Genomic DNA, 23,594 nt, shown 5'->3' with positions numbered 1-23,594 from the left:
ATATGGGGCTTTCTTACCCAGGACTTGCTGAGCGTTGCGACAAGGCTGCTAGAGCTGTCACGACATTCCAGTCAGACCTCTGAGCCTGCACACCATCAGGGCCAGATGCGGCACTCACCGAATGCTTACACTTGAAACGTAATACCAATTATTGAGCATATTTAGTAATCGAGTCATTTTTTGACAGCACCGAGATCGCATGCTAGGGTTAAACGTCCAGTCTCTGACATCAGCTAAAAGATCTATTGCCGTTCTCATGGAATCATAGTTGCCTTACTCTGAGATCAATGCCTGCTCCTTTGTATCCCGCTGTGAAATTGCATCGGCACGGAACTCAGATATCCAGGTGCCGCTACGAAACTAATCACTGAAAAACTTGTCGGCAGCAGCTGGCGCTAGCTTAAATCTTCGCGACAGCGCGTTACATAAAGCTACTTGGAAACTCCGAAACTCTCACAATGTCGACACAGATATGGGATTACGCTGAACTTGGCAGCGTGAAACTATGATGAATCGGAAGTTATACTTGCAGAACGTACAGGATGTCCGGGCAGTCATTTTGATTCCGGCTTATGGCCAACCAGCATTGACCGCAGAGACCTTACAAACAGCGATCGCGCAAAAATGCGAATTCCCCTTCGCAATTGTCGTTGTCAACGATGGTTGCCCCTCACCGGAAACCCATGAAATCTGCCAGAATTTTGCGAGCTGTTATCCCGGCTCGGTTTTTTATCTCCACAAGGCCAATAATGGACTGAGTGCAGCGCGCAATACCGGGCTCGAATTTGCACTCGGAGCATTCCCAGCTCTGGAGGCAGTATTCTTTCTCGACTGCGATAACCACATAGACCCATCTTTGCTGCAGCGGCTCGTCATCACTCTGAGAGCAAGCGACGAGAAAACGGGCTGGATTTATACCGATGTTGATAAGTTCGGTTTTTCCAGCTTCAGCGATATGTCAGGTTCATACTCAGCTCTCGAACACTTGTTTCGCAGCTTCTGCGAAGCTGGCAGCATGGTTTCTCGCCGGATGCTGGACGCAGGCGCTCGTTTTGATGAGGCAATGCGAAAGGGCGTTGAAGATTGGGACTTCTGGCTTCAGGGTTTGGCGCTCGGCTTCCATGGTGTGCACGTTCCGAATGCCGGCTTTCATTATCGGCGACGTGGCGAAAGCATGCTGACAGAAGCCGAGCGAGATTTCACGCAAATACTTGATTATATTCGCAAGAAGCACTCCCCGCTCTATAATGTTCAAGCTGTTCTTAAACGGGAAATAGAAGATTGCACGCGGTATGCGGTCTACCATCCGGACACTGGTCAGGTTCATACGCTAAGCGCTGTTGCGAAGCCCTCGAGGCCGGCGCCATTGCAGGCCTATTTATCGCAACTTCTTCGCGCAGCTGAAAAGCCAGATTACGGGAAATGCCCGGGACATCTGTTCGTCATTCATCAAACAGCCTACGATCATCTAAAGGATCAGAAGCTGCTCAGCGGTGTTCTCTGGAACTTGGAATGCGCGCTACAGCAGGCGGGCAGTTCGTCTTGCGGCATTGAACTTTCGATGTCACCGAATTTTGCGATGACTTCTGCCATCACAAACATACGGAAAACGGAGGCAATTCTCGTTCATCCCCCTACTCAGCCCGCGCAAATCTGGGCAGTGGAAGTAGGTGCATTGCTTGCGCAGCAATTTCCAGAAGGCGGTTTTGCCTTCGGCAATCATTGGCATATGAACAAGCAGTTTGCAGCGCGAGATTTTTCTCTACAAATAGGGATGGAGGCCCCGCAATCTGACGTGCCACTGGTCCAGCCCGCCACGCTCGCTCTTCTGTTAGAAGCTCTGCAAGATGTGGCCAGGACACAGAAGCGCGATTTCTGGCATTCGATCCCTTACGACCGATATCGGGCTCAAGCGGCGATGCCGAGAGATTTTTATCCCGAACTATTCAGGATTCCGTCGGTCTTTCCAATCAATGAAGCCGACCGAACGATTGCATTTGTTATCGATCACCCGGAGGCCGAGGATATCGCTCGGGCGTCTGAACTGGCAAAGTCGTCAACCCAGCATGGTTTGATCCCGCATTTAATCTGTTTCGGTTCGATATTCACTGCCAAGTCGGCAGACCTGAGCGAATTTGCAGAAATCGTGACATTGCCGATGCCTTCGCTGGACAACGAAACCAGTCAACGGAACATGCAAAACTACATGGGCACTGCGCTGCCAAATCTCGACGGGCGCGACAGGCAGATCGCGCTGGCTACATTGGCGGCTTACTCCACGGTCGTATCCGTTAGAAGTAGTGTTCTACACCTCATCGCAGGCGCCTTGCGTAAGCTGCGTGTAAAAACCTTTGCCATCATCGACAATAATGAGGATGGAGCAAGCAACTCGGTAATTGGTTGTTCGGCTTTTGAGCAAGCTTATGATGCGATTTTCCCTGCATCCCCGGTAATTCGGCAATTGTGCAACGGCATTGGCTATCCCACTGGCAAACTCAAGCGGTGGGAAGATTACTTTCCCTCCAAGACAACGCCGATAATCGACCACCCAGAACGAACGGGCAAAGTTCGCGCATGATCGAAGTTACTGCAAATATGCTGCTATCCCTTTTCACGGGAGGCCCCAAAATTCTGATCCTGAGATCCGAAGGAGCCGATGCGAACAACACATATCCGGAGCTCCCTGTAGAGTGGATCGAGCTGACGGCGTTCAATGGTGGAGAGACATTGCTGATTGGTGAGATCGGCGACCAGAGACGTCCACTGGAAGTGCCACCAAGCAATGTTCTGGCGATATGGAACCCCGAAGGCGATATATCTACAGGGGAGCTGGAAACCTGGTGGGCACATGCGTCGGGTTCAGGCGATCTTCCGGTAATCTTGAAAGACGGTCCGGACCGACTGGTTGAAGCGGTTGCCATCAAGGCCCTTCAGGAGAATATGCGGCTCACACATTTGAACCAAAAGCTTATTGAGGATCTGGCCACAATCAGACAAGGGCTCGCGCATCACGTCAGGATTCCACCAGAGCTGGAAACACTCTTAAGAAATCTCAGAAAGGACCCTCCGCAACTTGTTTATGAAACCCCTTCTGGGTGCTCATCGAATGGCGTCATCGCCGGAGCGTTATCCCAACCACTATTCGTAGGAGCGCGGGGCTTTCTTGGTCTGGACCTTCAGATCGAAAAGCCGGGAACGGGAGAAGGCCATCTGCTCATCATATTGAGGGTACCTTCTTCCGAAATGGAATTGGCCAGATGGAAGATCGCATTTGACGAGATAGTATCAGGCTGGCTTGCGCTTCGCCTGGAAAAAGTTCTGTCTCGCATGGATTCCTCACTTGAGCTTTTGGTTCTGACTGAAGGTGAAGGCGTGTCCCCACAACTCTCTACGACATCCACGGGGCTGATGCCTGAATTCGCCTTTCACAGCGCGGCCCATGGAAATCTCGACATGCACATGCTTCGACTGAGGATTTGGGGCGGCTACCCGGGGCTAAATTACAACCCGCCCGCCGCTGTTGCCGCGTCACATGCAATAATGAAGATTTCGGATCACCTGACCAGCAAAGCGCAAACCACACGTTCGCTAAGCTGGGCATACCCATATTTCGGTTATCTTGATGGGGGGCGGCTGCTCCTGCGCCCATTGAAGCAAAATCCCGCGTCAGCAGCCAGGATCGAGTTGCCGTCATTTCCGGGCTTTTCTGCTGTTTCTTGCACAGCGAGGATAGATGATGCTCTGTGCCAGACCAAACTGCTTGTTCGCATGGCGCTCAGCTATCCCGGCCAGAACGTTGACGATGTCGAAAGCGGGATAGTAGCTCTGGCGTCTACGGACTGGATCGAACTGACGGAACCGCTAAGGCCGTTCGAGCTCAAAATAGGGCTTCCCATACCGCTTAACGAACCGATGGAACTCCATCTCTTCTCTCGGCTGCCGACCGGAGGCAAACTCGACCATGGCAAGGTTGTGTTCGGGGATTTTGAAGCAATTCTGGACGAACGCTCGGCATTTTCTCGCTCTCCTTATCTGCCAGTCGTCCAATCCACTTCCTGACATCTAGAACATCTGCCCGGAAATCAGTCTATCAAACTGATTTCCATTCGCGCTTCGATTCCGCGAACAACTTGCAAACGCTATGAGCTAGAGCTGTTCTGGCGCTTCGATTCTTGCTGGGGTCGCTACGGCGCCGACCTTCAAGAACTGCGCAGCACCATGGCTTTTCCTCCAGGCGATATAACGGGAAATGCCATCGGCCAGCGATATGCGCGGATGCCAGTGAAGATTCGACCGCGCCCGGGAAATATCGAGAACGTTCCGCGGGACATCGAATGATCTTGTGTGCTTGAAGGATTTTTCGAATGGTGGAAAATGTTGCCCGATCTGCGCGCAAAGATCATTAAGGCTCGTCCCCTGCCCTGAACCAATATTGAACATAGTCTGTGGACCGGAATAGTCGATTGCTTTCAAGATCGCTTCCACGACATCGTCAATGAAAAGATAGTCGCGAATTGTGCTTCCATCGCCCCAGATTTCCACGGGCCTACCCTGTAGAATACGTTCGACAAAAACCGCAATTGCTCCTTGAATTCCCTTTTCAGCTTGTCCCGGCCCAAAGGGATTTGCCAGGCGCAGGGTGATTGAGGGTAAATCATGCAGTCGGTGAAACAGCTGAAGATATTTTTCAGCCGCCAGCTTGGTGATGCCATAAGCGGAAATCGGATCTGTAGGATGATCCTCGCTGATCAATTGTGCGGTTGTCTGGCCATAGACCGTTCCCCCAGAGGAAATATAGATCAGCTTCTTCAATCTGCGCCGTCTAGCAATTTCGAGAAGCTTTACAGTTCCTGCGAGGTTGATCTGGATGTCGGCAATCTTGTTCTCAATGGAGACAGATGGGACCATCGAGCCTGCGAGATGGATACAAGCACTGCAACGTGGCAGGAACTGATCGAGCAGGGCTTCATCGTCAAAGTTGCCTTGCACGATTTCAAGGCGGTTTCGACTGAACTTATCAGGAAATTTTCTTTCAATCATTGTGGCAGGAGAACGATTTATAATCGTGACCGCGTGGCCCTCCATAAGAAGCCGCCTTACGAGATGGGATCCTATAAATCCTGCTCCACCAAGCACAAGATAGTGTTTCTCGTCGTGCATTGTGGCTTCCTCACCTATTGACCTCCCCCGTCAATATTAAAGCATGCCATTATTGTGCTCACTGTGACGAGCCTACTTTAATCTCGGTTTCAGCGCTCATTTTTTGTGACCGCTGGCAATCAGCTGTCAAATGACCGGAAAGGGGGCGTGAGCGGACTGACAGCTATCGCGAGAAAAATGCGCAAAGCGGGCGTTCGGTTCGGCTAGGTACCTTCTTCCTGCCAGGACACACGCGACACTAGCCAGCACAATAGTTTTTCGCAGCAGTATACTACGTCACAAGAGGCGACTGTTTAAACATTCATTCGAGCGTTACGTCTGCTGGTAGTATACTTCAAGCGGAGTTTGATAAGGCGGCCACAACTGCTGATTCAGAAGTGATATATTTGAGTTCTCGTGACATCATCGAGCTTTCAAGGAAGCTGACGACAAACACGCGATTGCCGACATTTTCAAAGCAGTTAAGCCATGATGGAGACTTATACACGTGCTTAGCCTCAATCGAGTCGCTTATGCAATTTTTAACGTAAGCACCTAGAGTGCCTGGAACTCTGGCAGCCAGCCGAGCGTTTCCTCGGTCGAGCCGTTGGTGCGGTATTCTGCGCCGACGGGCCGAGTCCAGCCGAGCGCTTGAATGTATGACAAGACGAAGCGATAATCGACTTCTCCTCGATCAGGACGCTCCCGCATTGGCACGGACGCGATCTGTACATGACCGATGATCGGTAGAAGAGTCTCGAAGCTGCGGCAGATGTCGCCAGCCGTGATCTGCTGATGGTAGACGTCGAACATGAGGCGAAGTTCGGGCAGATCCAATTCGCGGATAATGGCTTCTGCCTGGGCAGTATTCCGCAGAAAATAGCCTGGCGCGTCATAGGGATTGAGCGGTTCGATCAAGATCGTGATGCCGTGCTTGCGGGCCCTTGTGCAGGCGTAGCGAAGATTTTTGAGGAAGGTCGCGCGTGCCCTGGTACCTTCGGCAATGCCAGCCATGGCATGCACCGCTTCCGTTCCTGTGGCAGCTGCATAGCTGATCGCCTCGTCAATTGCTGCGTGCGCCTCCTGCTCCCGGCCGGGCAAGGCGAGCAGACCGTTCTCGCCTGTATTTCCACGCCGCGTATTGAGGCCGAGCATGACAAGACCCGTTTCGGCAAGTGCTTCCACCACATCCTCGGCGGGTGTTTTATAAGGCCAATGGCATTCGACGGCCTCGAAACCTGCTTCCTTGGCTCGACGGATGGCCTCCGGCAGTGGCAGATCGTTCCACAGGAAGCCGAGATTGGCAGAAAACAACATGGGGAGCTCCAAATGTTGGACGGGAGGCGGTGCTGGAGGTGCAAACGCCGTCAGCGGAAGCGGAGATTGTCGCGGGTAAGGTCCGAGACCTTGCGAGCACCCATCAGGCGCATGCCGCGCAGAAGTTCGGCTTGTAGCAGGCCGAGCGCGCGCTGGATGCCGGGCTGGCCGGCAGCTGCTAGCGCATAAAGATAGAAACGCCCGAGCCCTACGGCCTTAGCCCCCATCGACAGGGCCTTCAATACATGGGTGCCACGCTGGATGCCTCCGTCAATCATCACATCGAGTTGGTCCCCGACAGCTTGCAGGACTTCGTCAAGCTGGTCAAAGCCGGTGCGTGAGCCGTCAAGCTGGCGCCCGCCATGATTGGAAAGCACGATGCCATTGCAGCCAATCGAAGCGGCGTTTTGTGCGTCTGAAGCGCTCATGACGCCCTTGAGACAAAATTTTCCGCCCCATTCCTCAACCATGCGAGCGATGTCATCCCAATTCATAGACGGCTCCAACATTTCGGTGAAATAGCGCCCGATCGTTACGGTGTCGCCCTTCATGTCGATATGGGTGTCGAGCTGAGGCAAGCTGAACCTCTCGTGGATAACGTAATTGAGCCCCCACACCGGCTTGATGGCGAACTGCATCATGCTGGCAAGGGTCAGGCGGAAGGGAATGGTAAAGCCGGTGCGCAGATCGCGCTCTCTATTGCCGCCAGTGATACTGTCTACTGTCAACATCATGACCTCGATACCACTTTCCTTGGCCTTCTGCATCATAGCGCGATTAAGGCTGCGGTCTTTGTGAAAATAGAACTGATAGATCTGCGGATTGCGATGCTTGCGCGCCAGTTCTTCCATGGAGACGGTGCCAAGCGAGGAGCACCCGAACATCGTACCGAATTCTTCCGCAGCTGCAGCAGTCGCACGTTCGCCCTGATGATGGAACAGGCGCTGCAATGCAGTCGGAGAAAGATAAACGGGCAGGTCCAACTTGATACCCATTACCTCGACGGAGATATCGACATCATCGACGCCGCGCAAGATGCTGGGGACCAGATCGCAATTCTCGAAAGCAGCGGTGTTGCGGTGCAACGTTACTTCATCATCTGCCCCACCGTCGATATAGTTGAAGATCGGACTAGGCAGGCGTCTTTTTGCCAGTTCTCGGAAATCATGGAAATTGTGACAATCTTTCAGACGCACGGCACGGTTCCTTTCACGATCGCCGAAGCTAGGCTGTACCACAACGATGGGAAGAGTTTGCCGGGCGCGGGGCAGAAATACAGCGCCCGGTCAAGGGACAATATGATGGGATCACTCGCCCTTGATGTAAACGACGTGGGTTTCCATGAATTCATAGAGGCCGTGTTTGCCGTCGGCGCCACCAATGCCGGACTTGCGGCGTCCGGCGTGGAAACCTTGCATGGCCTCGAAGTTCTCGCGATTGATATAGGTTTCACCGAATTTCAGCTCACGCGCGGCTTTCAGAGCCGAGTTGAGATCGCGAGTGTAGATCGAGGAGGTAAGACCATATTCCGACTCGTTGGACAGAGCGATAGCTTCATCGAGGCTGTCGACAATCTGGATGGGCAAAACCGGACCAAAGGTCTCGCGGCGCATGATGTCCATGTCGGCAGTTGCGTCAGTCAGCAGTGTCGGCTCGTAATGAAAGCCCTTCCCACGCTCGGCGATCTTCCCTCCAGTGACAATCTTGGCACCCTGTTTTTTAGCCAGATCCACGGCGTCTGCAACTTTGTCCAGGCCAGCTTGATTGACTAGCGGCCCCATGTGTAGATCCACTTCGATAGACGGATCGCCATAGCGTGTGTTTTCAAACAGTGCTTTCAGCTTTTCGACCAGCGCATCATGGACATTGCGCTCGACATAGACGCGCTCAGCACAGTTACAGACCTGTCCGGTATTGATAACGCGCGAATCGTAGATCGCTTTTGCCGCCAGATCCAAATCGGCATCCTTCAGCACGATGGCCGGTGCCTTACCACCCAGTTCCAGGTTGACGCGAGTAAGGTTCTTTCCGGCCAATTGCATGATGTGCGAGCCGGTATTCACCGAACCGGTAAACGTGATGAGATCGACACCCGGATGGGAGGCGAGCGCTTCGCCGCAGGTGCGGCCGCGACCACCAACAAGATTGAAGACGCCCTTCGGGAGATCGGTTTCGGCAACCAGTTCGGCAAAGATGAACGCGTTGATCGGGGTTTCTTCGCTCGGCTTGATAACGATCGTATTGCCGGTTACCAGCGCAGGCGCCAACTTGCGCGCGATCAGGAAAAATGGAAAGTTCCAGGGCAGAATACCGGCGACGACGCCCACCGGCTTGCGCAGCAGGATCATGGTTTCATTCAGTCGGTCGGAGGTTAGAACCTCACCTTCGATACGTCGGGCCCATTCGGCCATGTAGTCGATATAGTCGGCTGTGAAATCAACCTCGACTTGTGCCAGGCCCCGAACCTTCCCCTGTTCCTTGATGATGATATCGGCAAGCGCAACTCGGTGTTCGCGGATCTTGGCGGAAATCTTGCGCAGATATCCGGCGCGCTCGATGGCTGTCAACCGCTCCCAGCCCCCCTGCGCCTGGCGGGCGGCGGTGACGGCACGATCGACTTCGGCTGCATCGGAATCCGGCACACGTGCGATGACGGTGCCGGTGGCGGGATTGGTGACGTCGATCAGGCCGGTTGCGGCATCAACGAAAGTACCGTTGATATAGTTGCGATAAGCGCGATCAAGGCCGATGAACGCAGTCGTGTTCATTGTCTGCTCCTTTGATGGTCGTAGGGATACGAGGGAAGAGGGAAGGCATGCGACGGATCGCATCGCTCTGTTGCGGGGCGCGGCGGCCGTCAGACTGCCTGTTGCCGGGGAGAGGATAGAGGCGCGCCCTCTACACTCCCTGTATTAATCCAGTACTCTTCAGCCGCCGACGAGATGCCGCGGGATTGCTGCCAGCGTGCAACGAACATCACAAGGAAGGGAACGAGAAGCGCCGTGGTGATGGTGGCGGCGGCAACCTGTGAGGTGGAGATCGCCTCGATGGCCTTGTAGCTCGGATCAAGCAGCGCCACCGCAGCGGGCGTGGCGACGGCATTGCCGGCGACCGTCGATTCGGCTGCGCCCGAGATCAGGTTGCGCGTCGCTTTCGGGCGGCGGGTAATAATGTGCATGACATGTAGGAACAGCATGGCGAACAGGCCCGAACAGATAACTGTTCCGACGCCCAGAAACACCCCCTGCACACCAGCCTGTAGCAGCATGGAGAAATCAATGCCACGGCCGACGACGAAACCGAGGAACGGGATCAAAAGCATTTCGCCGGGCGCGAGAAACTCACGCGCCTTGGACGAATTGTTACCGACGATGAAACCGATGACGAGCGGCAATAGGCAGCCGATGAGCATGGTCATCGGAAAGGCAGCAAGCCCGGCTGTGCCGAGGATGAGCAGTGTGATAAACGGACCGTCATTCAGCGAAATGACCGATACAGCACCCCGGTCGGATGCATTGCCGAATTGTTTGGTGAGCGCCACATAGAGCGCGGAATTGGAATTGGTCATGCCAGCGATGATGGCAAGTGGTGTCAGCCCCCACAGCGTACCGCCCGGCATATAGAAGGCGACCAATAGACCGATGCTGCCGCCGACGAAGGCCTTACCCAAAAGAATCGCCGTACCCTTCTGCAGGGTGGCCGAGGTCTGGCGAAAATCAATCTGCGCGCCCATACAAAAGAAGAACAGACCGAGCAGAGCGCCCGTCCCGTCCCGGAAAAGCGCTGTGGTAAAGCTGCCGATACCCAGAAGTTCCGGCCAAAACGTATTGATGGTCGCGCCCAGGAACAGCGGCACGATCATCATGGCCCCCGGGATCTTGCCAAGCGGTCCGCCAATCAAGGAGACGATGCCTCGGTTCTTTTTGTTTATCGGACTCATTCAATCCTCCCAAAGTGAATTCATCTTCAAATAGCAGCAGGCTATTCCTGGAGTGCGTTTCGATCAGATCGGCTCTCTGACTGTCTGTTTTTTACGCCCATCCCGAAAACCGCTTCACACTTTTCGGGATGTGCTCCAATGCCCGTTTGCACCATACGTTCAGGAAAACGCATGGTGGCTCGTACCGGCTTCTCTCCTGAACGGGCTGCTGCGGTTGTTCACGCCAGTTCCAGATCCCGACATAGTTCCGTGTTCCAGACCAAACGCGCCCTTCTGGCTACTTCTCCGGCTGTCATGACTGGGAAGCGGATATCCTGGAGGTCGCCTTCATAAGCGATGTATTCGTCTGCCCGGGTTAGAAGTTCCGTCTGCTCGGTCGGAAAGAAGCTGGTCTGGTCGGAATAGTTGTAAATCATGGTGAAGCCGCCGTCCGAGACGGTGCCGTCGGGCAGCTTCACTCCGGCCGGGCAGGCATTCCATGTGTGGGGCACGCCTGGCGGAATGTCGACAAGCGTTCCCGGCGCTATGATGAAATATTCGCCGCAAAGCTCGGTCACGCCGACGCCGTTAAGCACGAGAATGCGCTCGGGCAGCATTTTCGGTTTGCCCGTTGCCTCGTCATGGATCATGTGCACATGGCGCGGCAACCGGCAGTCAGTGTGGAACTCGATGAAGCCGAACTGGCCTTCGAACGAAAGTTTCGCACCTTCGTCATAGCCGCTATAGAGTTCATGCATCGTGACTGGAAATCCCGACAGCGGAACCTTGATGTTGGCGCCTGTACCGTGTGTTACGCGCGTACCGTTGTCGAGCTTCACGCCCAGAAGTTGCCCCTGAACCGGGGAGGTGTCGTGACAGGCCATACTGCCCCTCTATTCGTTGAGATTCTACGTCTAATCGCTGGAGAGCGACGTCAGTTTACGGCGAGGAACTCCCGCTCCATCTCCTTTCGCAGGCGAATGGTGACATCGTCTTCATCATATTCGACATCTGACCAGCAGACGACATGCCCGTCCTCGATATCACGCTTGAGCTTCATGCCGTGGGCGAGACCAATCGGAACGGCATCCAGCTTCGAGGAGGTGGCGGCGGGAATCACTTTGCCGTAAACGGTATAGCCGCCCTCGCCATCGAGCATCTCGCCTGCCGCCAGTCTGCGCTTGGCCACAGCCACCACGTCAGCGCTCCAGCCTTTTGTACGCCCGGTGGGTTCCTGGCGGGTTGCGATCGAAGCGATCGAGACGCCGAGTTCCAGGCCGATCAGATGATAGGGCTTGTAGGTCGCGGCAAAGCGACCGGTCGGGTCGGTCAGAAGGCCGTATTGCTTGAAGCAGTCGCGAACATATTGGGTTTCTCCCTCGATCACGACATAGACGCCCCAGCGCAGGTCGCGAAAGACCGGGCGACCGTCGCGTTCGATCGAGGAAACGACCTCGACCGTGCCGCGGCGTTTGAGGATGCCGCCATATTCCACGGGACGCAGGACGGTTTGCAGGTCATCCGCGCCGCAAGCCGGAAAGAGCAAGCCGTCATCGGGCGGCAGGAGGTCGCAACCATTGGCGACCGCCGCCATTTCCAGCGCGGACTTGGTGCCGTCGAGGAACGAGTTGAACATCTTCGGGTTGAAATCGCCGCCCGCCACCTGTTCTGGCGAGAATCCGTAATAGCCCCATACCGTATCGGGTGTCGATTTGTGATAAATGGGCAGATATTTCGTGCCCTTGCCAGCGCACACAACGTTGAAGCCTGTGCAACGGGCCCAGTCGCACAATTCGGCGATCAGTGAAGGCTGGTCGCCCGCTGCCATAGAATAAATGATGCCAGCTTCCTCGGCCTTTTTAGCCAGAAGCGGACCAGCCAGAACATCGGCCTCCACATTGACCATCACGATATGCTTTTTGTGCTCGCAAGCCAGAAGCACGTGGCGCACGCCTGCTGCCGGATGACCGGTTGCATCGATGACGATATCGATGAAGGGGCTGGCAAGCATGTCAGCGGCATTGTCTGTCACGAAAGTCGAGCCGTTTTTATCGGCGTCTTCGAATGAGACCGCTGCGAATTGCTCCTCCGTCCAGCCGACACGGCGCAGCGATTGACGGGCATTGGATGGGTTGAGGTCGGAAACGCCGACCAGATGCACACCCGGCGTACGATTGACCTGCGAAAGATACATTGATCCGAATTTTCCAGCACCTATGATACCGACGCGGACCGGCTTGCCCGCAGCTTCAAGTGCGCGGAGTTTTTCGAACATGGACATTGATTGCTCCCAGTATTCTTTTCTGCGGACCTGACAGGCTCTTTTCAGGTTCGACAGGTGACAGATAGCGTTACAAATTGCTTGCTTTGCTGTAAATTCGCATACATACAATCTGCATGTGCGCTAATTCCCATACCTCCGATCTAAAGTGGGACGACCTGAAAGCCTTTCTCGCCGTCGCCCGTTTGGGGCGTCTGACGGTTGCGGCTCGGCATATTGGCCTAGATCATTCCACGCTTAGCCGACGTATCACTGCGTTGGAGACCAGCTTGCGGGTACCCTTATTCGAGCGCTCCCCCGGCGGCTACAAGATCACCGAAGCGGGCGAGAAGCTGGCTACCGAGGTGCAGCAGATGGAAAGCGCTGTTATTCGTATTCAGACGGACATGTCGTCCAAGGTAAACAGCCTCGCAGGCCCGTTACGCCTGACGATACCGGAAGGATTTTCATCGAATTTTTTCGTGCGTCAGTTGCATCTGTTACCACCGGAACTGGCAGATATACGGATTGAGCTGATCGCCGATCCTTCTATTGTAAGCCTTACGAAGCGCGAAGCCGATATTGCAATCATGATGGAGCGTCCGACGCTCGGGCCTTTGGTATCGCGTAAACTTTGCGATTATGAATACGGACTGTACTGCAGTCAGGACTATTTACGACCGCATGAGGCAATTCGCACGGTCGCCGACATCGATCGGCATTTCATCATCGGATATATACCGGACCTGCTTCCGACGCCTGCGCATGATTATCTGCGGAACTATCTTCCGCATCGTGAAGCCGACTTGCAGGTTTCGAATATTCTCACGCAGGTGGACGCTACTTCCAGCGGTGTGGGTATCGCGCTTTTACCATGCTTTATCGCGGCGCATAATCCGCAACTTATCCGGCTGCTGCCCGGCGAAATTAGTTTTCTGCGCACATATTTCATTGTCACGCACGAAAACCCACGTTACCGCGTGCGTACTGAAAGAGTAAAAGATTTTATCATCAAGCAAGTAGAGGCCAATCGTAAAGCCTTCCGACCTTCGGATAGGGAAAAACTTAGCCAGGTCAATGAAAGAGGCGTCGCCCTAAAAATATAATATAGTATCTGTAAGTAAGCCTCGTAAAGATTCACAATCGAATGCACGTAATCTCAGTAATACGTATAGCCACAAAATCTGCCTTGCTTAATCAGCCTCCTCGTCGGTTAAATCAACCGCTTTAATAGCAAACTGTCAATAAACCGCAGTTTATAGCCACTTTCGAGTGGGCGTCGGGCTGCCTGTACGCTCGTGGGTGGGTTCGGCCGCCGCATCGCGTCAGCGGCAACCATCCTTGAGGACGTGGAGAATGCCCGAGATGATCCGCCGATCATCGACGCGCGGAGCACCCAGCTGGTTCGTTGGAAGATGAGGCTCAATCGCCGACCAAGCCCCATCCGAAAGCCAAAAAAGATCGCTCATCATCACTCTCCCTGCTGGCCAGACCTGAAAAGAAAGCAATCAGTCAATAGCGGCAATAGTTTGATCAGGTCCCCATCCTAGTGCCCCGGTATTGATCGACCCGATCTCTCCAGCTGTGAGCGGGCATAGCAACCCGGCGTCGTCCCCAGTATCCGGGTAAACATTGCGATAAATGCGCTAACATTAGTATAACCGAGATCGACGGCTATCGTCGTGACGGGCATATTTTCCGCAAGCAATTCGATGGCGCGTAGCACCTTTGCCCGCTGGCGCCACTCCGAAAACCCAAAACCGGTTTCTGCAACAAAACGTCTTGCAAGCGTGCGTGTGGTGATGCCAGCCAGGCGCGCCCAGTCTTCCATCCCGCGCTCGTCTGCAAGATTGGACAGAATGCCATCGGTGATTTGGCGCAAGCGAAAATCGTTTGGGTACGCTAGGCTGAGCGGTTCTGGCGGGAGCATAGCTATTTCATCGATGAGCACATTTCCCAGCCTATGCTCGCTTTCACTTCGAGGTCCGCGGCCCCATGCGACAATGCGATGTACTGCCTCCCTCAGAAGCCCACTGACGCGGATCACCTGTGGCTCCGTTGCCAACCGGGCGCAAGCAGCTTCTTCGATATAGACGCTCCAGAGCCCATAAAGGAACCATACGACCGTAGCGTATGAGACACCAGCGGTGGAATCCAAACAGCGTGGGTCGCTGGAACGACCCAGTTGCCAACGGGGTTTGAGCAGAAAGAAGGCCAGCAAGACTGCCGAAGAGCTGGCCCGGCGCGTGCGCACGACTGACTGTTTGGCGAGTGTCCCCGTCACACCGTTCAACCGCGAAGATCGAACCGTTCAAGCAGAGATCCCTGAACATTAATTGGTCTACGAGCGGTAAAGACATGGCCGATTCACGCTATTGAATGACATTTATCAGGTAGTTTCACCAGAACGATGATCTTAGACTCAAATCACAGACTGACGGAGTGTAAAGAATGCCAAAGCAAATCAATGTCAGAAGGGCGATTGTCATGCGCCCGGAGGACTTGCTGCCGGACGCGGTCAATTGTGCCCAGGTTGACGGAATGACAATTCGTAAAGGTACTATGCTGCATTTCTGCAAAATGCCTTGCGTTGGATGGATCCGGGGACTGATGAGAATGCACACAAGGCACTCGTTGAGGAAATGGTAGGCGCAATGCCTGCGCTGCATGCACTAGGCGTGTTCGATGTTTTTGAACTGCGTGACGAAACTTTGCGTGTGCTGCTCACAAAATTCTGATTTCTCTTCCTGTTCGTCAACCAGATTGGTTTTCCCACCATGGGAAAAAGCTCAAGCATTGAAGAAGCGGCGATAGCGGCAGGGGATGCCTTAGCTCTAACAGCCAGAAAATGACTTCCGATCGAAAGTGGAGCTGATTTATCGTGCTCAAACGAAGTCGGGTATTCCTGGGGTAGCGCATAGTCTCTCCAAGACTCGGGCTGCTGGCTGGGAAAAGGTCAGATTGACAAAAAGTGCAGAATGTCTGCCCTCGCTTGTGGCAGGCGCTCTCAAGTTTCTCTGATCCCGTTGTACGGAGCGTATGGCTGGAACAATGTTGCCTTGAGGTCAGGTATGAAATCCCGCGCGCCATTCTTGTCGACTTGATCGCCGACGTCGGAGCGGATGAACAGGCGCGTTAATACACTTTCTACAGCATCCCACGACTTGTCGAGCATAGCAAGCGTCTCCCCCACTACTTGTTTGGGATGTGTTGCAAACGTTTCGTCAAGGGCGGCAGGAGTAACCTCTCGGCTTTACGTTAGCAGGGTATAATCAATGTTCAAAGGCCGCCATTTCGACAAATCCGTCATCCTTCTGTGTGTTCGATGGTACCTGGCTTACAATCTGAGCCTACCAATCTGAAGGTGATGATGGCCGAGCGCGGCATCGCGCTGGATCATGCGACGGTACGCGACCTGTGAAAAAATCCTGTTTGGACCTGAAATACGCTATGGTTCTGGCAGTGTTTCGGGGAGGATTTGGGGATGAATCGCATAGGTCCGAAAGCATCAGTGAATGTTGCCGCGGCATCTAACGGTCATATAACTCAATCGCGAAGCAGGCCAGTTCGACTGGTGCAAGCGGATCGTCGGTAGCTTTGTTGGGAGATGCTGGATGTTGAACGGTTGCTGGAAGAAGATCATCCTGTTCGGGCGATCTGGGAATTGGTTGGCCAACTTGATCTGTCCGCCTTTGCGGCAGGGATTGGCTCACTTGAAGGTGTTACCGGGCGACCCGCCTATGATCCACGGCTACTGGTGAGCTTATGGATTTACTCTTATAGCCGAGGTATCGGATCTGCCCGTGAGGTGGAGCGTCGCTGTGAGCACGATCCGGACTTTCCCTGGTTGATGGGGCTCCTTGTCATCAATCATCATACCCTGTCCGACTTTCGCCTTGCCCATCGCGAAGCTCTTGATGAAATGTTCACCCAAGTGCTCGCCGTGTTAAGCACCGAGGGTCTGATCGCTCTGCAGAGCATCATGCATGACGGCACGAAAATCACAGCGCAGGCGGGGCCAGGCTCTTTCAAGCAGGAAGCGCAGATCGTCAAGCATCTGGCCGCAGCACGGCATCATGTCGCTTCGATGGGAGATCCTCGTAACGGGGAGGCAACAGTCCGGCAGGCCGCTGCACGCGAACGGGCTGGTCGCGAACGCATCGAACGGCTTGAGCAGGCGCTTCTCCATGCCCAACAGATAAGTGTAGCCAAGCGCCCGGGTTATGCGCGCACCCGCCAGCGCCAGACCGGCGTTAGTTCGACAGATCCGGAAGCGCGGATCATGCGTCATGGCGATGGCCACTACGCCTTGAGTTATAACGTCCAGATCTCGACTGACGCAGCTCATGGCATTGCCGTGGGCCTGGATATTGGGCAAACGGCCCCTGACTACGAATACCTTGCTCCAGCAATTGAGCAGATTAGAAAGCGATTGGGTCAGTCACCTGATCAGATGGTGGTGGATGCAGGCTATACCAGTCGGGCGAACATTCTGGCCGCGCATGACAGAGACATTGAACTTGTCGGGCCATGGACTGAAACTGATGGCCGCGCCAAGCAACGGTTTGCTCGTGTTGGGGTAACGGACGCTTTCCTGCCCGATAAGTTCCAGTACGATACGGCGTCCGACAGCTACGTTTGTCCGGAAGGCAAGATACTCACCGCTCGCTATGGCCATGTGCGACCTGGAAGAAGGATGGTGCGTTATCTGGCCAGCCCGACTGATTGTCGGCCATGCCCCAGTCGCCGCCAATGTTGCTCAGGCAACCAGCGCTATGGGCGATCGATTGTCGTTACACACGAGGACCCTGTAGTGAGTGTGTTCCGCTCTCGGAAAAATTCGCCAGAGACAAAAGCGTTAGTCCGCGAACGTGGACGTGTCGCAGAGTTCGTCAATGCGTGGCTGAAAGACAAGCTGGGACTGCGGCGCTTTCGTGTACGCGGGTTGGCAAAGGCAGGAACGGAAGCCCTGTGAGCCCTGCTGGCCTACGATATCCGGCAATGGATCCGCCTGCGCTGGAAACCAAGAATTGCAGCGGCCACCGCCTGAAGACCAAGCCTGCAAATACGACTAACCGCAAAGGTTGGTCCCAAAGGCCCTCGTGCACATCTTAGTCATCGGTTTGCTCTCGCATCGCTGGAGCGATGCAGCTTTGAACATTATCCAGTACCAAACTTAATAATTTCACAGGTCGTACGTCGTTGGGTTTTGCACTTCAGCCCCAAATTGTTAGAACGCTTCCACCGGAGAAAGCGAACGGTCACGCGAAGATGGAACTTTGATGAGACCTACATAAAAGGTCAAAGGCGAATGGCTTTATCTGTATCGCGCCATCGACAGCAATGGCGATACGGTCGAGTTCCTGTTCAGCAAAGCCCGAGACCTGAAAGCTGCCAAACGCTTTATCCGCAAGGCTTTGGCCCGGCATGGCAGGCAGAGAAAATCACTATTGACGGCAGTCACACCAATCGCGTGGCAATCATACGGTACGACGCTGAAAACCGGTTGTTACAGGCTGGTAACCCTATCGCTATTCTGTCCAGTAAATACATGAACAACGCCATTGAACAGGATCATCACCGTGTCAAACGACGCATCCGATCCATGCTCGGCTTCAAGTCCGCAGTCGCGGTCGACATCACACTTTCCGGCATCGAACTGATTCACATGATGCGCAAGCAACAAGGCGTCTTTGCAACAGCGAAACCGTTCTCGCTCAACAACAACTCACGGAACTCACAGCATAGCCGTGTCCAAAGTTCAGATGTGTTCCATGCAGTGTGAATTTTTGTAACGGAACCCTTTTGGGACGCCGATAAGGGGGCCCGTTTAGATGCCGATTGACACAACAGCAACTTGGCGGCCACCCGAATGGAAGGCGTGGTGCCAATGCGCTCCATGTACTGGTACATGAAGGCGATTTCATCGGGCGCCAGCGCTCGATCTCGCGGCTTGAACTTGGCGATGGTCGAGGGGCGCACCAGATCGGCTGGGTTCTCAACCTTCTGACCGCGCTCGATGGCCCAACGAAAGACCTGCATTACGACTTCGCGACAAAGCACTGCGGTCGCCGGTGCCCCCCGCTCCACGATGGCGTCAGCCAGCGCTCGCAGGTCTTCGTGAGTAATCTCCGCTAGCTTGGGTTGCCAAATTTCGGCTTTAGCTAACGTTCGTAGACTAAGCGGCGCATGTCGCGGGTGCTGGGGGCCATCTGATAGCCGCGTAACCACTTCTCGGCCCACGCGCCGAATGTCTCAGCATCCTTGATGCGGGCTTTGTCCCGCGCCTTCTCTTTGACTGGAGATTTCCCTGCGGCGATCATCTTCTTGGCTTCGCCCAGCCGTTCGCGGGCTTCCGCTAGCGTGATCCCTCCGACACCGTAGCGGCCAAAGGTGATTGTCTCCTGCCTGCCGTGGATCGAGTAGTTGTAGCGGAATGAAATCGAACCCGCTGGCGTGATGGCCACGTAGAGGCCGTCACGGTCATTCACTTTGTAGAGCTTGTCCTTTGGCTTGAGGTCGCGCAGCTTGGTATCAGTCAGCATGGTCGGGTTGGGTTTCCTCTCAAAAATACCATGCTCAAAAAGCCTCGCATCTCCCATAAAAACTCCTTACAGAACAATGCGCTATATGAATTCAATACCATGACCACCCCATCAGGAGCAACATGGTATCGAGTGCTGAACATGGCATCAGGTTCAAATCGTACCATCTACCATGCCATAAAAACCGGGTGCTTAGCGATGCGAAAATTTGCCAGACTATGCCAAGCCAATAATGAAAAAAGCCCGCAGTTACACGGGCTTAGAGGTATTTTAGTGCTCTTTGATGCAGGTCTATGCCGGACGCGGGATCATTCCCACTCGATCGTTCCAGGCGGCTTTGAAGTCACGTCATAGACAACGCGATTGATGCCACGGACCTCGTTGATGATGCGGGTCGCCGCATTGCCAAGGAAGTTCATGTCGTAGTGGTAGAAATCGGCCGTCATGCCATCCACCGAAGTCACGGCGCGCAGCGCACAGACGAATTCGTAGGTACGGCCATCCCCCATAACACCTACAGTCTGGACAGGTAGCAGAACGGCAAACGCCTGCCAGATGGCATCATAGAGGCCAGCCTTGCGGATTTCATCCAGATAGATCGCGTCGGCTTCACGCAGGATTTCAAGTTTTTCGCGCGTAATGCCGCCCGGGCAGCGGATCGCAAGACCCGGACCCGGGAATGGATGACGACCAATGAAGCTGTCCGGCAAGCCGAGTTCCTTGCCGAGCAGGCGCACTTCATCCTTGAACAATTCGCGCAGTGGTTCGACGAGCTGCATCTTCATGCGCTCCGGCAAACCGCCAACATTGTGGTGCGACTTGATCGTGACCGAAGGACCACCGGTAAACGAGACACTTTCGATCACGTCCGGATAGAGTGTGCCCTGCACGAGGAAATCCGCACCGCCCAGCTTCTTGGCTTCTTCCTCAAACACTTCGATAAAGAGACGGCCAATCGTCTTACGCTTCTTTTCAGGATCGGTTTCGCCTTCCAGCTCACCGATGAAACGATCAGCAGCATCAACCAGAATGAGCGGCAGGTTGTAATGTTCGCGGAACATTTCAACGACCTGTTGCGCTTCGTTTTTACGCATCAAACCGTGATCGACGAGGATACAGGTCAACTGATCGCCAATAGCCTCATGCGCCAGAAGTGCCGCAACGGAAGAATCAACGCCGCCGGAAAGCGCGCAGATAACCTTGCCTCTGCCGACCTGCTTGCGGATGGCTTCGACGGCCTGTTCGCGATAAGCACCCATCGTCCAACCGGGCTTCACGCCGACAATGCGATGAACGAAGTTTTGAAGAAGCTTTGCGCCGTCCGGCGTGTGCACGACTTCAGGATGAAACTGCACGCCGTAATATTTACGCTTCTCATCCGCAATTGCGGCAAATGGTGCATTTGGCGACGTACCGACAATTGTGAAACCATCAGGCAGCGATGTTACGCGGTCGCCGTGGCTCATCCAGACTTGATGACGAGTGCCCTTGGCCCAGATGCCTTCAAAGAGAGGGCTGTCTTCCTGCACATCCAGGAAAGCACGACCGAACTCACGGTCGTGACCGCTTTCCACCTTGCCACCCAGCTGAGCGCACATGGTCTGCTCGCCATAGCAGATTCCAAGGACCGGGATGCCTTCTTCGAAGACCGCCTGTGGCGCACGCGGCGACCCAATATCAGTCGTCGAATGGGGACTGCCTGAAAGGATAACACCTTTCGGCTTCAGCCGCTTGAAAGCCCCTTCCGCAGACTGGAAAGGGACGATTTCACAATAGACGTTGGCTTCGCGCACGCGACGCGCAATCAGCTGCGTAACCTGGCTGCCAAAGTCGATAATTAGGATTGTGTCGGGATGTGCCGTGGTGCTCATGTGCAGCATCTATTTAAAAAGTGACCGGGATGCAATGCCTATATGGATTATAGACGCCATGCTCAACAAGTGCGTTGCCAAAAATCGACCTATACTGACATACCATTGTCAGGATCCGACAGGAGACCATCCGCGATTGCAGCCTCCAGTCGCTCGACCGCATAGGCCAGCTTTTCATCGATAATGTGCAGATACTGTGTCCAGTCCCCGACATGTTGCAACTCGCCTGCACCATCGGAGATACCGCGAAGTCCAAAAAGCGGAATTCCTGCAAGCTGGCATGCGCGCAGACAGGCATAGGTTTCCATATCGACCATATCCGCATCAATCGCCGCATAGGCTTTGCCGGAGACGATATCTGCACCTGTTGAAAGCGATGCAGCAGGGATTTCCGGTACGGAAACCGGGAGTTCGATCACTTTGGGAAGATCAAGAAATGGTGTTGCGCCTTTTTCAAACCCGAGAGGCGAAGCATCCATATCGCGATAGGATACGGAAGATACTTGAAACGCTTCCGCTTGTGGTAATCTGGCTGAGCCTGCAGAGCCAAGTGAAACCACAAGGTCAGGCTTTTCTCCCGCCTGCATCAGAGCTGCAAGAGCATAGGCGAGATTGGCAGCCGCCTCCACCGGCCCTACCCCGATCATGACCGGCGTGAAGAGCTTCGCCAAATGACGCCCATATTCGGCATCAACAGCCATAACGTAGAGCAGACGCTTTCCGGCGACGATCTTCATCATCCTTGCAGGCCTTTTCTGTCCTGCACGACCATCATTGTTCCAGTCATGGTTGCGATCAGCCGCACTTCCGTGTCGGTAACCGCAAATGCCTGTCCATCGCTAACCATGATTGTACGACCGGGTTTCGTAACCTCACCACGAAACAAGAACCGTTCCCCTTTGCCGGGGGCAAGCAGATTCACTTTGAATTCGATGGTCAGTACTGCCGCATCGGAAGGCATCAGCGTCAGCGCCGCATAGCCGCAGGCAGAATCGAGCGCAGCAGAAATCATGCCCGCATGCAAAATACCGTGCTGTTGCGTCAGTTCCTCACGAAACGGCATTTCGACTTCAACGATACCAGGCTCACACCGTGTCAGTTCAGCGCCGATCAGCTTCATGGCCGCCTGTCGACCAAAGCTTTCCTCGACGCGCTCTTTGAAATCCGGTTCTGCTACGCGGTGCGCTGACATCGTCTCCCCCGTTTTATTTTAATCTTTGCAGAATGCTCACATAAAAGCCGTCAGTGCCAGTGGACAATGGCGAAAATACCGCGCCATGCGACGGAAATACCGGCTCCACTTCACCAGCATCGGCAACAATTGTGTCCCAGATCGCCTGTGGCGCGACTTCCGAAAAATCAGCGTTACCTGTGAGAAACCGCGCAACCTGTCGCGTGTTTTCTTCCGCAAATAGAGAACAGGTGACATAGGCGAGTCGCCCGCCCGGTTTCACATATTGCTTGGCAGATTCCAGCACGTCCTTCTGGTCCTGAACGCGCCGCTCAAGCTGCTGGTCGTTCAGCCGCCATTTCGCATCAGGACGGCGACGCCATGTGCCGGAACCCGTGCAAGGTGCATCAGTCAGCACGAGGTCCATCTGTCCTTTGAGTGAGTCGAGCGCATCGAGATTTCCATGGACCTGCGTATTGCGCACCCCTGCACGCTGCAGTCGCTCATGCATCGGCGACAATCGGGCGCGTTCCGCATCATAGGCGTGAATTTGACCGCTGTTTTGCATCGCAGCAGCCAGAGCCAATGTCTTGCCACCAGCTCCAGCGCAATAATCCAGTACCTGTTGGCCAGGCGTGGCACCGGCAAAGAGCGCGGCGAGCTGTGACCCCAGATCCTGAACCTCGAACCAGCCATCGAGAAAGGCCTGTTCGCCCTGCACATTCGGATGACGGCCCAGCGCTTCAATCGGCGGAATGCGCAATGCCTGTGCCAGAAATGGCGCAGGGGCAGCGCCGGCTTTTTCCAAGGCCGCAAGCGTCTGTTCAGGCTTCGCCTTCAGGCTGTTGACGCGCAGATCGACCGGTGGGCGGGTGGCAAGCGCCTTGCCTTCCTCGATCCAGCGCGCGCCGAAAAGTTCCTTCAGCGACAATGCGCACCATTCCGGCACATCTGCCTGAACATGGGCAGGAGCTTCGGCGACGTCCCGGCTTTCCCAGGCAACACGGCGCGGCTGCTCCAGTACTTCCGGCGCGAACTTATCTCGATCGAGAGCCGCATCGAGAGCCGCAATATCCATACCACCATCAGCCAGCAGAGCACCAAAAGCCAGAGCGCGCGCGTCATCGGCGTCCATTCGCCACGCGATGGACAGTTTGCGGCGCAGCGCATCATAGACGATGTTGCCGATCACAGCGCGGTCACCCGCGCCTGCAAAACGATGGGAAGCCCCCCAATCCTTCAGCACATCAGAAGCCGGGCGCGCGCCCGCTTCAATCTCGCCCAGAACCTCGATAGCCGCCTGCAGGCGTCCGCCAAGCCGCATTGTGTCTCCTTCTCGAATGCCTGCTTGGGCATAGCCTCCCTTGCAGGG

General features: G+C 54.7%; 19 protein-coding genes and 3 pseudogenes. 6 read left to right on the top strand and 16 right to left on the bottom strand.

All coding sequences use genetic code 11. The features are described from left to right. The first annotated feature begins 526 nt into the window (after positions 1–526). Together JNC70_RS04825 and JNC70_RS04820 are read left to right on the top strand one after the other, a co-directional pair. Complete coding sequence (locus JNC70_RS04825) at positions 527–2,578, top strand: glycosyltransferase family 2 protein (protein ID WP_167394054.1); 2,052 nt, start codon at positions 527–529, stop codon at positions 2,576–2,578. Next, positions 2,575–4,059: a DUF6212 domain-containing protein gene (locus tag JNC70_RS04820; protein WP_104755486.1), complete on the top strand. Its 1,485-nt coding sequence runs from the start codon at positions 2,575–2,577 to the stop codon at positions 4,057–4,059. Before JNC70_RS04825 ends, JNC70_RS04820 begins: the two co-directional genes overlap by 4 nt. Before the next feature lie 87 nt (positions 4,060–4,146). Here the strand turns inward: JNC70_RS04820 and JNC70_RS04815 are convergent, their stop codons facing one another. The 7 genes from JNC70_RS04815 to JNC70_RS04785 form a co-directional block, all read right to left on the bottom strand. Further along, positions 4,147–5,160, bottom strand: a complete 1,014-nt coding sequence (locus tag JNC70_RS04815) for an NAD-dependent epimerase/dehydratase family protein (protein WP_104755487.1) — start codon at positions 5,158–5,160, stop codon at positions 4,147–4,149. Between the two features lie 534 nt (positions 5,161–5,694). Further along, positions 5,695–6,456 (bottom strand): hydroxypyruvate isomerase family protein, encoded by a 762-nt coding sequence (locus JNC70_RS04810; RefSeq protein ID WP_104755488.1) that lies wholly within the window; start codon positions 6,454–6,456, stop codon positions 5,695–5,697. A 50-nt stretch (positions 6,457–6,506) separates the two neighbouring features. Continuing rightward, complete coding sequence (locus JNC70_RS04805) at positions 6,507–7,652, bottom strand: alpha-hydroxy acid oxidase (RefSeq protein WP_104755489.1); 1,146 nt, start codon at positions 7,650–7,652, stop codon at positions 6,507–6,509. Between the two features lie 111 nt (positions 7,653–7,763). Next, positions 7,764–9,224, bottom strand: coding sequence for an aldehyde dehydrogenase (gene aldA, locus JNC70_RS04800; protein ID WP_104755490.1), 1,461 nt, complete (start codon positions 9,222–9,224; stop codon positions 7,764–7,766). Between the two features lie 89 nt (positions 9,225–9,313). Continuing rightward, entirely contained in the window at positions 9,314–10,396 is a 1,083-nt protein-coding gene (locus JNC70_RS04795; protein WP_104755491.1) for a 2-keto-3-deoxygluconate permease, read from the bottom strand. A 218-nt stretch (positions 10,397–10,614) separates the two neighbouring features. Next, a complete protein-coding gene (locus tag JNC70_RS04790) occupies positions 10,615–11,259 on the bottom strand; it encodes a cupin domain-containing protein (protein ID WP_104755492.1) in 645 nt (214 codons plus the stop codon). A 50-nt stretch (positions 11,260–11,309) separates the two neighbouring features. After that, positions 11,310–12,656 carry an NAD(P)H-dependent oxidoreductase gene (locus JNC70_RS04785; protein ID WP_104755493.1) on the bottom strand — a complete coding sequence of 449 codons (1,347 nt, stop codon included), beginning with the start codon at positions 12,654–12,656 and terminating at the stop codon, positions 11,310–11,312. A gap of 116 nt (positions 12,657–12,772) precedes the next feature. On the opposite strand from JNC70_RS04785, the gene JNC70_RS04780 reads away from it, so the two are divergent. Continuing rightward, complete coding sequence (locus JNC70_RS04780) at positions 12,773–13,741, top strand: LysR family transcriptional regulator (protein ID WP_104755494.1); 969 nt, start codon at positions 12,773–12,775, stop codon at positions 13,739–13,741. A 222-nt stretch (positions 13,742–13,963) separates the two neighbouring features. Here JNC70_RS04780 and JNC70_RS04775 read toward each other — a convergent pair. The 3 genes and pseudogenes from JNC70_RS04775 to JNC70_RS04765 all read right to left on the bottom strand — a co-directional run. Then, positions 13,964–14,104 (bottom strand): annotated as a pseudogene (locus JNC70_RS04775) (transposase); the annotation flags it as partial. 77 nt (positions 14,105–14,181) lie between these two features. Further along, complete coding sequence (locus JNC70_RS04770) at positions 14,182–14,517, bottom strand: helix-turn-helix domain-containing protein (protein WP_208623448.1); 336 nt, start codon at positions 14,515–14,517, stop codon at positions 14,182–14,184. 1,125 nt (positions 14,518–15,642) lie between these two features. Next, on the bottom strand, positions 15,643–15,810 hold the full coding sequence (locus JNC70_RS04765; RefSeq protein ID WP_167394055.1) for a hypothetical protein: 168 nt from the start codon (positions 15,808–15,810) through the stop codon (positions 15,643–15,645). Positions 15,811–15,910: 100 nt separating this feature from the next. Between JNC70_RS04765 and JNC70_RS04760 the strand changes: the two are divergent. The 3 genes and pseudogenes from JNC70_RS04760 to JNC70_RS04750 form a co-directional block, all read left to right on the top strand. Then, positions 15,911–16,044 (top strand): annotated as a pseudogene (locus tag JNC70_RS04760) (IS6 family transposase); the annotation flags it as partial. Positions 16,045–16,242: 198 nt separating this feature from the next. Beyond that, the gene (locus JNC70_RS04755) at positions 16,243–17,610 is read left to right on the top strand and encodes an IS1182 family transposase (protein ID WP_104755495.1); all 1,368 of its coding nucleotides are present in this window, start codon (positions 16,243–16,245) and stop codon (positions 17,608–17,610) included. 346 nt (positions 17,611–17,956) lie between these two features. Next, positions 17,957–18,258 (top strand): annotated as a pseudogene (locus JNC70_RS04750) (DDE-type integrase/transposase/recombinase); the annotation flags it as partial. Between the two features lie 41 nt (positions 18,259–18,299). On the opposite strand, the gene JNC70_RS22855 reads toward JNC70_RS04750, so the two are convergent. From JNC70_RS22855 to JNC70_RS04725, 6 genes are all read right to left on the bottom strand, one after another. Next, entirely contained in the window at positions 18,300–18,866 is a 567-nt protein-coding gene (locus JNC70_RS22855; RefSeq protein WP_445433024.1) for a phage integrase central domain-containing protein, read from the bottom strand. Next, positions 18,800–19,237, bottom strand: coding sequence for an Arm DNA-binding domain-containing protein (locus JNC70_RS22850; RefSeq protein ID WP_425350156.1), 438 nt, complete (start codon positions 19,235–19,237; stop codon positions 18,800–18,802). The genes JNC70_RS22855 and JNC70_RS22850 overlap by 67 nt, the downstream gene beginning before the upstream one ends. A gap of 251 nt (positions 19,238–19,488) precedes the next feature. Beyond that, on the bottom strand, positions 19,489–21,051 hold the full coding sequence (gene guaA / locus JNC70_RS04740) for a glutamine-hydrolyzing GMP synthase (RefSeq protein WP_374788549.1): 1,563 nt from the start codon (positions 21,049–21,051) through the stop codon (positions 19,489–19,491). An 89-nt stretch (positions 21,052–21,140) separates the two neighbouring features. Beyond that, complete coding sequence (locus JNC70_RS04735) at positions 21,141–21,791, bottom strand: 5'-methylthioadenosine/S-adenosylhomocysteine nucleosidase (RefSeq protein ID WP_104755496.1); 651 nt, start codon at positions 21,789–21,791, stop codon at positions 21,141–21,143. Continuing rightward, positions 21,788–22,243 carry a PaaI family thioesterase gene (locus JNC70_RS04730; protein WP_010661020.1) on the bottom strand — a complete coding sequence of 152 codons (456 nt, stop codon included), beginning with the start codon at positions 22,241–22,243 and terminating at the stop codon, positions 21,788–21,790. Before JNC70_RS04730 ends, JNC70_RS04735 begins: the two co-directional genes overlap by 4 nt. 13 nt (positions 22,244–22,256) lie before the next feature. Then, a complete protein-coding gene (locus JNC70_RS04725) occupies positions 22,257–23,546 on the bottom strand; it encodes an RsmB/NOP family class I SAM-dependent RNA methyltransferase (RefSeq protein WP_104755497.1) in 1,290 nt (429 codons plus the stop codon). Between the last annotated feature and the right edge of the window lie 48 nt (positions 23,547–23,594).

Source organism: Brucella oryzae, assembly GCF_041929965.1.
In the GTDB taxonomy this organism is placed as follows: Bacteria; Pseudomonadota; Alphaproteobacteria; order Rhizobiales; family Rhizobiaceae; genus Brucella; species Brucella oryzae.
This window is presented reverse-complemented; position numbering and strand designations above follow the sequence as displayed.

Bases quoted from the DNA above. Each gene is read 5' to 3' on its own strand.
- JNC70_RS04725 (WP_104755497.1), bottom strand. From the start codon at position 23,546: ATGCGGCTTGGCGGACGCCTGCAGGCGGCTATCGAGGTTCTGGGCGAG.
- JNC70_RS04790 (WP_104755492.1), bottom strand. From the start codon at position 11,259: ATGGCCTGTCACGACACCTCCCCGGTTCAGGGGCAACTTCTGGGCGTG.
- JNC70_RS04785 (WP_104755493.1), bottom strand. From the start codon at position 12,656: ATGTCCATGTTCGAAAAACTCCGCGCACTTGAAGCTGCGGGCAAGCCG.
- JNC70_RS04815 (WP_104755487.1), bottom strand. From the start codon at position 5,160: ATGCACGACGAGAAACACTATCTTGTGCTTGGTGGAGCAGGATTTATA.
- JNC70_RS04735 (WP_104755496.1), bottom strand. From the start codon at position 21,791: ATGATGAAGATCGTCGCCGGAAAGCGTCTGCTCTACGTTATGGCTGTT.
- JNC70_RS04810 (WP_104755488.1), bottom strand. From the start codon at position 6,456: ATGTTGTTTTCTGCCAATCTCGGCTTCCTGTGGAACGATCTGCCACTG.
- JNC70_RS04755 (WP_104755495.1), top strand. From the start codon at position 16,243: ATGCTGGATGTTGAACGGTTGCTGGAAGAAGATCATCCTGTTCGGGCG.
- JNC70_RS04730 (WP_010661020.1), bottom strand. From the start codon at position 22,243: ATGTCAGCGCACCGCGTAGCAGAACCGGATTTCAAAGAGCGCGTCGAG.
- JNC70_RS22850 (WP_425350156.1), bottom strand. From the start codon at position 19,237: ATGGGAGATGCGAGGCTTTTTGAGCATGGTATTTTTGAGAGGAAACCC.
- JNC70_RS04780 (WP_104755494.1), top strand. From the start codon at position 12,773: ATGTGCGCTAATTCCCATACCTCCGATCTAAAGTGGGACGACCTGAAA.
- guaA (WP_374788549.1), bottom strand. From the start codon at position 21,051: ATGAGCACCACGGCACATCCCGACACAATCCTAATTATCGACTTTGGC.
- JNC70_RS04820 (WP_104755486.1), top strand. From the start codon at position 2,575: ATGATCGAAGTTACTGCAAATATGCTGCTATCCCTTTTCACGGGAGGC.
- JNC70_RS04765 (WP_167394055.1), bottom strand. From the start codon at position 15,810: ATGCTCGACAAGTCGTGGGATGCTGTAGAAAGTGTATTAACGCGCCTG.
- JNC70_RS04795 (WP_104755491.1), bottom strand. From the start codon at position 10,396: ATGAGTCCGATAAACAAAAAGAACCGAGGCATCGTCTCCTTGATTGGC.
- aldA (WP_104755490.1), bottom strand. From the start codon at position 9,224: ATGAACACGACTGCGTTCATCGGCCTTGATCGCGCTTATCGCAACTAT.